Source organism: Streptomyces brasiliensis (genome assembly GCF_014647875.1).
GTDB lineage: Bacteria > Actinomycetota > Actinomycetes > Streptomycetales > Streptomycetaceae > Streptomyces > Streptomyces brasiliensis.
Genome location: NZ_BMQA01000145.1, coordinates 1 through 7547, shown reverse-complemented (window position 1 = coordinate 7547; position 7547 = coordinate 1). Strand labels below are relative to the sequence as shown.

The window sequence follows — 7547 nt, the reverse complement described above, 5'->3', positions numbered from 1 at the left end:
GGTGAGGGTGGGGACGTCTATCTGACGGCGCGGGTGGTGGAGTTCGACTCCCGGGAGCGGCTGGACACATTCGTCGGTGCCTTGCAGCAGGTCGTGGACCGGCATGACATCTACCGCACGGGTGTGGTGTGGGAGGGTCTGCGTGAGCCGGTGCAGGTGGTGTGGCGGCAGGCTCAACTGTCGCTCGTCGAGCACGTCTTCGAGGAGGACGTGGCTTCCGCGGGACCCGCAGGCTGGATGGAGGGCCTGACCGCCCTGGCGGGATCGGTGATGAACCTCGACCGTGCGCCGTTGACGGACCTGCATGTGGCCGAGGTCGCGGAGGGCCGTTGGCTGGGTGTGATGCGGATGCATCACCTGCTGCAGGATCACCTGGGCGTGGACATGATGCTGCAGGAGCTGCGGGAGATCCTGGCTGGGCGTCCCGAGGAGCTGAGGCCCGCACTGCCGTTCCGGAATTTCGTGGCGCAGATGCGGGCGGTGCCTCGAGCCGAGCACGAGCGGTACTTCGCCGAGCTGCTCGGTGATGTGACCGAGCCGACCGCCCCGTACGGGGTGCTCGACGTGCGCGGCGACGGCAGCGATGTGGTGGTCGAGAGCATGCCGATCTCCGATGAGGTCGTGGAGACGCTCCGGCAGGTGACACGGCAGATGGGGGTCAGCCCTGCCACCGTGATGCACGTGGTGTGGGCGCGCGTGCTGGCCGTGCTGTCGGGCCGCGACGACGTGGTGTTCGGCACGGTGCTGCTCGGACGCATGACGGCAGGCGCGGGAGCCGACCGCGTCGTGGGCCCGTTCATCAACAGCCTCCCGGTGCGGGTGCGGACCCGCCGAGCGGGAGTGCGGGCATCGGTCGAGGACATGCGGGACCAGTTGGCGGCGCTGCTGGAGCACGAGCACGCCCCGCTGGCGCTGGCCCAACAGGCCAGCGGGATCGCGGGCGACACCCCGCTGTTCACCTCGCTCTTCAACTACCGCCCTGCCGACCAGGAATCGGATGCCGGGGAGCAGCGCTCGATCGACGGCGTTCGGTATGTCTTTGAACGGGACAAGACCAACTACCCGTTGGCCGTTGCCGTCAATGACAACGGTGCGGCTGGACTGCGCGTCAGTGTGCTGGCGGTTGATCCCATCGATCCGCTTGAGGTCTGCCGTCTGTGGTGCACCGCAATTGAGAACGCGGTCGGCGCCTTGGCCGGCACGCTGCATGGCGGCCCCGATGTACCGCTCACCGCCGTGAGTGTGCTCGATCAGCAAGCGCGCGAACGGATGCTCGTGGGGTGGAACGACACCGCCGCCGGTGATCTGGACGGCACCGTCGTGGAGGTGTTCGGGCGGCAGGTGGCCGCTGCCCCTGAGGCGCCTGCCGTCATCGCAGGCCAGGATGTGCTGACGTACCGCGAGCTGGACGTTGCGTCGAATCGCTTGGCGCACTTCCTGCGCGGTCTGGGGGTGGGGCCGGAGGTGGTGGTCGGGCTCTGCCTGCCGCGCGGCGCGCAGATGGTCACCGCGGTGCTGGGAATCCTCAAGGCCGGAGCGGCCTATCTGCCGATTGATGTGGCGCATCCGGCGGAGCGGATCGGGTTCATGGTGGCCGACAGCCGCATACCGGTCCTGCTCGGTATCGAGGATGTGCTGGATGAGCTGCCGTTGCGCGGCGTCATGCCGGTGGCGTTGGACGACCGGCAGGTCGAGGCGCAGGTGGCGGCCATGTCGGAGTCTGCTCCTGGTGGGCTGGTGGATGCGGCCGGGCTGGCGTATGTGATCTATACGTCGGGGTCGACGGGTGTGCCGAAGGGTGTGGCGGCGACTCACGGTGGAGCGCTGAACCTGGTGGCGGCGCAGATCGAGCGGTTCGCGGTGGAGCCGGGCTCTCGGGTGTTGCAGTTCGCGTCGATCGGTTTCGATGCGGCGGTGTCCGAGCTGTTGATGGCGCTGTGCTCGGGTGCGGCTCTGGTGGTGGCGTCGGCGGAGGAACTGCTGCCGGGGGGTGGGTTGGTGGAGGTCGTGGCGCAGCACTCCGTCACGCACGCGACATTGCCGCCGGCGGTACTGGGCGCTCTCGACGCCGACGACCTGGACTCGGTCACCACGCTCGTATCTGCCGGTGAAGCCCTGGACACAGGCCTGGTGGAGCGGTGGGCACCGGACCGTCGACTGATCAACGCCTACGGCCCGACCGAGATCACCGTCTGTGCGTCGATGTCGCAGCCGCTGATGCCGGGGGACGTGCCGACGATCGGCGCGCCAACTGCTAACACACACCTGTACGTTCTCGACGAGACGCTCACGCCCGTTCCGGCGGGTGTGACGGGTGAGCTGTACGTGGCCGGTGTCGGTGTGGCGCGTGGCTATGTGGGTCGGCCAGGTCTGACGGGTGAGCGGTTCGTGGCCTGCCCGTTCGGGGCGCCGGGTGAGCGGATGTACCGGACCGGGGACGTGGTGCGGTGGACGGCCGATGGGCAGTTGGTGTTCGTCGGGCGTACCGATGAGCAGGTGAAGATCCGCGGGTTCCGGATCGAGCCCAGCGAGATCGAGGCCGTGCTGTCGGCGTACTCGGAGGTGGCGCAGGCCGCGGTGCTGGCACGGGAGGACATCCCCGGTGACAAGCGTCTGGTCGCCTACGTCGTCCCCACCGACGGTGACACGGAAGCGATCGGCGACGGCATTCGGGACTTCGCCGCGTCGCGGTTGCCCGACTACATGCTCCCCGCCGCGTTCGTCACCCTGACCGAGCTGCCGCTGACCGTCAACTGCAAACTCGACCACAAGGCCCTGCCGGCCCCCGCATACGCCGGCGCGGCCGGGGCCGGGCGGGGACCCGCGACGGCGCAGGAAGAGATTCTGTGCGGGGTGTTCGCCGAGGTACTGGGCCTGGAGTCGGTCGGGGTCGAGGACGGCTTCTTCGACCTGGGCGGCCACTCGCTGCTCGCGGTACGGCTGATCTCGCGGATCCGTGTCGTACTCGGCGTGGAGGTCGAGGTCAGGACCTTGTTCGAGGTCCCGACCGTGGCCGGGCTGACCACCCGCCTGGCCGACGCGGGGCAGGCCCGGACACCGTTGCGGGCGGCGGAGCCGCGCCCGGATCGGGTGCCGTTGTCGTTCGCGCAGCAACGGCTGTGGTTCCTGGCCCAGTTGGAAGAGCCGAGCCCGACCTACAACCTCCCTGCGATCGTACGGCTGGCCGGCGACGTGGAACCCGCCGCGCTGAGTGCGGCACTGCGGGATGTGATCGGACGGCACGAGTCGCTGCGCACGGTCTTCCCGGCCGTCGACGGCGAGCCGTACCAGCGGATCCTCGACACGCAGGACCTGAACTGGGAACTGGACGTGCTCCAGGTGGAGCCCGGGCGGCTGGCCGAGGCCGTGGAGCAGACGACGCGGTACGTGTTCGACCTGTCGGAGGAAGTACCCATCCGCGCATGGCTGTTCGCGTCGAGGGACGAGCATGTGCTCGTGGTGGTGGTGCACCATATCGCCGGTGACGGATGGTCGATGGCACCGCTGGGCCGGGACCTCTCCGCGGCGTACGCGGCGCGGCTGACGGGGCATGCCCCTGACTGGGAGCCGCTGCCGGTGCAGTACGCGGACTACGCCTCGTGGCATCGGGAGCTGCTGGGCGAGGAGTCCGACCCCGGCAGCCTGCTGTCGCAGCAGGTGGAGTACTGGAGGTCGGCGCTGGCAGGAGCGCCGGAGGAGCTCGCACTGCCTGCGGACCGTCCGCGCCCGGCAGTGGCCGGCCACACAGGTCACCAGATGCCGTTGGAGATGTCGGCGGCGGCGCACCGGCGGGTGGTGGAGCTGGCGCGGGTTGAGGGCGTGACGGTGTTCATGGTGCTGCAGGCCGCGCTCGCGGTGATGCTGTCACGGCTGGGAGCCGGGACGGACATCCCGGTGGGTTCGGCGGTGGCGGGCCGCACCGACGAGGCGCTCGACGATCTCGTCGGGTTCTTCGTGAACACGTTGGTCATCCGTACGGACCTGTCGGGGGACCCGGAGTTCCGGCAGGTCCTGGGGCGGGTGCGGGAGGCGAACCTGGACGCGCTGACCCATCAGGACGTGCCGTTCGAACGTCTGGTGGAGGAGCTGGCGCCGGAGCGTTCGCTGTCCCGGCACCCGCTGTTCCAGGTGATGCTGACTGTGCAGAACGTCGATCGGGCGACGCTGGCGTTGCCCGGGGCGATCGCCAGTTCCGGAGGATCGGCAGCGGGTGACGTCGCGACGGCGTCGGCGAGGTTCGACCTCGACCTGTCGTTGTCGGAGATGCTCGACGAGCACGGGCGTCCCGCTGGGTTGCGGGGTGCTTTGAACGCGTCGGCTGACCTTTTCCACGCCGAGACGGCGCAGCGGATGGCCGTCTGGTTCGTCCGGGTGCTGGAGGCGGTGACCGAGACACCGGACATACGGGTGCGCATGGTGGAGCTGCTCGCCGACGACGAGCGCGACCTGATGGTCCAGCAGTGGAATGCCACGACCGAGGCGGTGGCGGACCGAAGTGTTCTGGAGCTCTTCCTGCGACGCGTGGAGCTCTCCCCGGACGTGGTGGCCATGGTCGCTGACGGGGCCGCACTCACCTATGCGCAGCTGAACGCGAACGTCGACAGGCTTGCGGGCCGGCTGCGCGACGTGAACGTGGGCCCGGAGTCGGTGGTGGGGCTGTGCCTGCCGCAGGGCGCCCAGATGATCACCGCGATTCTGGCCGTCTGGCGGGCAGGGGCCGCCTATCTGCCGATCGACGCGCAACTCCCGGTACAGCGTGTGCAGTTCATGCTCACCGATTGCGCTGCGCGGGTCGTCCTGGCGGATCGTGAGATCGGTGCGGAGCTGCCGTTCCAGGCGGCGGGTGTGCCGGTGGCCTGGATCGATGAATGGTGGAACGCCCCGGACGCCGAGACGGTGGCACCGCCCGTCGTGGACGCGGCCGGGTTGGCGTATGTGATCTATACGTCGGGGTCGTCGGGGGTGCCGAAGGGTGTGGCGGTGACGCATGGGTCGCTGGCCAACTATGTGTCGTCGGTGTCGGGGCGGTTGGGCTGGGATGTGCCGGGGGCGCGGTATGCGCTGTTGCAGGCGCAGGTGACCGACCTCGGGAACACGGTGGTGTTCGCGAGCCTGGTCTCCGGTGGACAACTGCACGTGCTGGATGCGGAGTTGGTGACAGATCCGGTTGCTGTGTCCGGGTATCTGCGGGAGCAGCGGATCGATGCGATGAAGGTGGTGCCGTCGCATCTGGCGGCGTTGACGGCCGCGGTGGGTGTCGAGGCGTTGCTGCCTGCCGGGTCCGTGGTGCTCGGTGGTGAGGCGGCGCAGGTCGACTGGACGGCGGAGCTGCTGGCGGCGGCCGGCGGCCGGCAGGTGTTCAACCACTACGGGCCGACGGAGACCACGGTCGGGGTGGCGATCGGTGAACTGACCGCGGAAGGGATGGCTGCCGGGGTGGTGCCGATCGGTACGCCGATAGCCAACACGCGTCTGTTCGTGCTCGATGGGGCGCTGCGGCCGGTGCCGGTGGGTGTGCCCGGGGAGCTGTATGTGGCGGGTGCCGGGCTTGCGCGCGGGTATGTGGGGCGTGCGGGTCTGACGGGTGAGCGGTTCGTGGCCTGCCCCTTCCCGACCGATTCCGGGGAGCGCATGTACCGCACCGGGGACCTGGCCAAGTGGACGCCGGATGGTCAGTTGGTGTTCGACGGGCGTGCGGACGATCAGGTGAAGGTCCGGGGTTTCCGGATCGAGCCCGGTGAGATCGAGGCAGTGCTGAGGGCCCATCCGGAGGTGTCTCAGGCTGCAGTGGTCGCGCGTGAGGACACCTCGGGCGACAAGCGCCTGGTCGCCTACGCGGTACCCGTGGACGCCGATGGCGGCTTGGTCACCGGCGAACTGCGTGACTTCGTGGCGGGCAGGTTGCCCGATCACATGGTCCCGGCGGCGTTCGTCACGCTGGACGGGCTGCCGCTGACCGCCAACGGCAAGCTGGACCGCAAGGCCCTGCCCGCCCCCGACTACACCGCCGGGGCCGGAAGGGCGCCGGCGACCGTGCAGGAAGAACTCCTGTGCACCGCCTTCGCACAGGTCCTGGGCCTGGAAGCGGTCGGGGTGGACGACGGCTTCTTCGAGCTGGGTGGCCATTCGCTGCTCGCGGTCCGGTTGGTGTCCCGGATCCGTGTCGTACTCGGCGTGGAGCTGCCGCTGCGCGCGCTGTTCGAGGCACCTACCGTGGCCGGGTTGGCCGCGCGTATTGCGGGCTTGGGGGCTGAGCCGACACGACAGCCCTTGCGGGCTGCGGCGACCAGGCCGGAGCGGATTCCGCTGTCGTTCGCGCAGCGGCGGTTGTGGTTCCTGGCCCAGTTGGAGGGCCCGAGCCCGACGTACAACTTGCCGACGACGATACGGCTGGGTGGCGACGTGGATGACGCCGCTCTGGGTGCGGCACTGCGTGATGTGATCGCCCGGCATGAGTCGTTGCGCACAGTGTTCCCGGCGGTGGACGGCGAGCCGTATCAGCGGATCCTCGACCCGCGGAACCTGGACTGGAACCTCGATGTGTCGCAGGTGGCGCCCGAGGACCTGGGCGAGGCGGTTGCGCAGGCGGCACGGTACGCCTTCGACCTGGCTGTGGAGTTGCCGGTTCGGGCGTGGTTGTTCGAGGCCGGGTCGGATGAGCGGGTGCTGGTCGTGGTGGTGCATCACATCGCCAGCGACGGGTGGTCTCGCGGCCCGTTGGCGCGGGATCTGTCGGTGGCGTATGCGGCTCGGCTGCGGGGCGAGGCTCCGGGGTTCGAGGCGTTGCCGGTGCAGTACGCGGATTACGCATTGTGGCAGCGGGAGTTGCTGGGTGCGGAGTCCGACCCGGGAAGCTTGTTGTCGGAGCAAGTGGAGTATTGGCGCCAGGAGTTGGCCGGGGCGCCGGAAGAGATCGCGTTGCCGGTGGATCGGGCGCGTCCGGCGGTGGCGACGCATGTGGGGCGTCGGGTGCCGTTGCGGGTGTCGGCCGAGGTGCATCAGCGGGTGGTGGAGCTGGCGCGTGCCGAGGGCGTGACGGTGTTCATGGTGGTGCAGGCGGCGTTGGCGGTCGCGCTGTCCCGGCTGGGTGGGGGCACGGATGTCCCGGTCGGGTCGCCGATCGCGGGGCGTACGGATGAGGCGTTGGACGATCTCGTCGGGTTCTTCGTGAATACGTTGGTGGTGCGGACGGATCTGTCGGGTGATCCGGAGTTCCGTCAGGTGTTGGGGCGGGTGCGTGAGGCGAGCCTGCGCGCGTTGGCACACCAGGATGTGCCGTTCGAGCGGTTGGTGGAGGAGCTGGCCACGGAGCGTTCGCTGTCCCGGCACCCGCTGTTCCAGGTGATGCTCACCGTGCAGAACACAGAGCGCGATGCGGTGCAGCTCACCGATGTGGACACCGGTGCCGTCAGGCCGGACGGGCCCGGGACTGCGTCGGTGGCTCGGTTCGACCTTGATGTGATGCTGGAGGAGGCCTTCGACGATCGGGGGCGTCCGGCTGGGTTGCGTGGGTCGTTGATCGCGTCGGCGGATCTGTTCGATGTGGG

Annotated in this window: 1 protein-coding gene; it reads left to right on the top strand. The window is 69.3% G+C overall.

The window, feature by feature from the left end:
• The coding region (locus tag IEZ19_RS48680; protein WP_189317784.1) for a non-ribosomal peptide synthetase at positions 1-7547 on the top strand (7547 nt) is incomplete at both ends.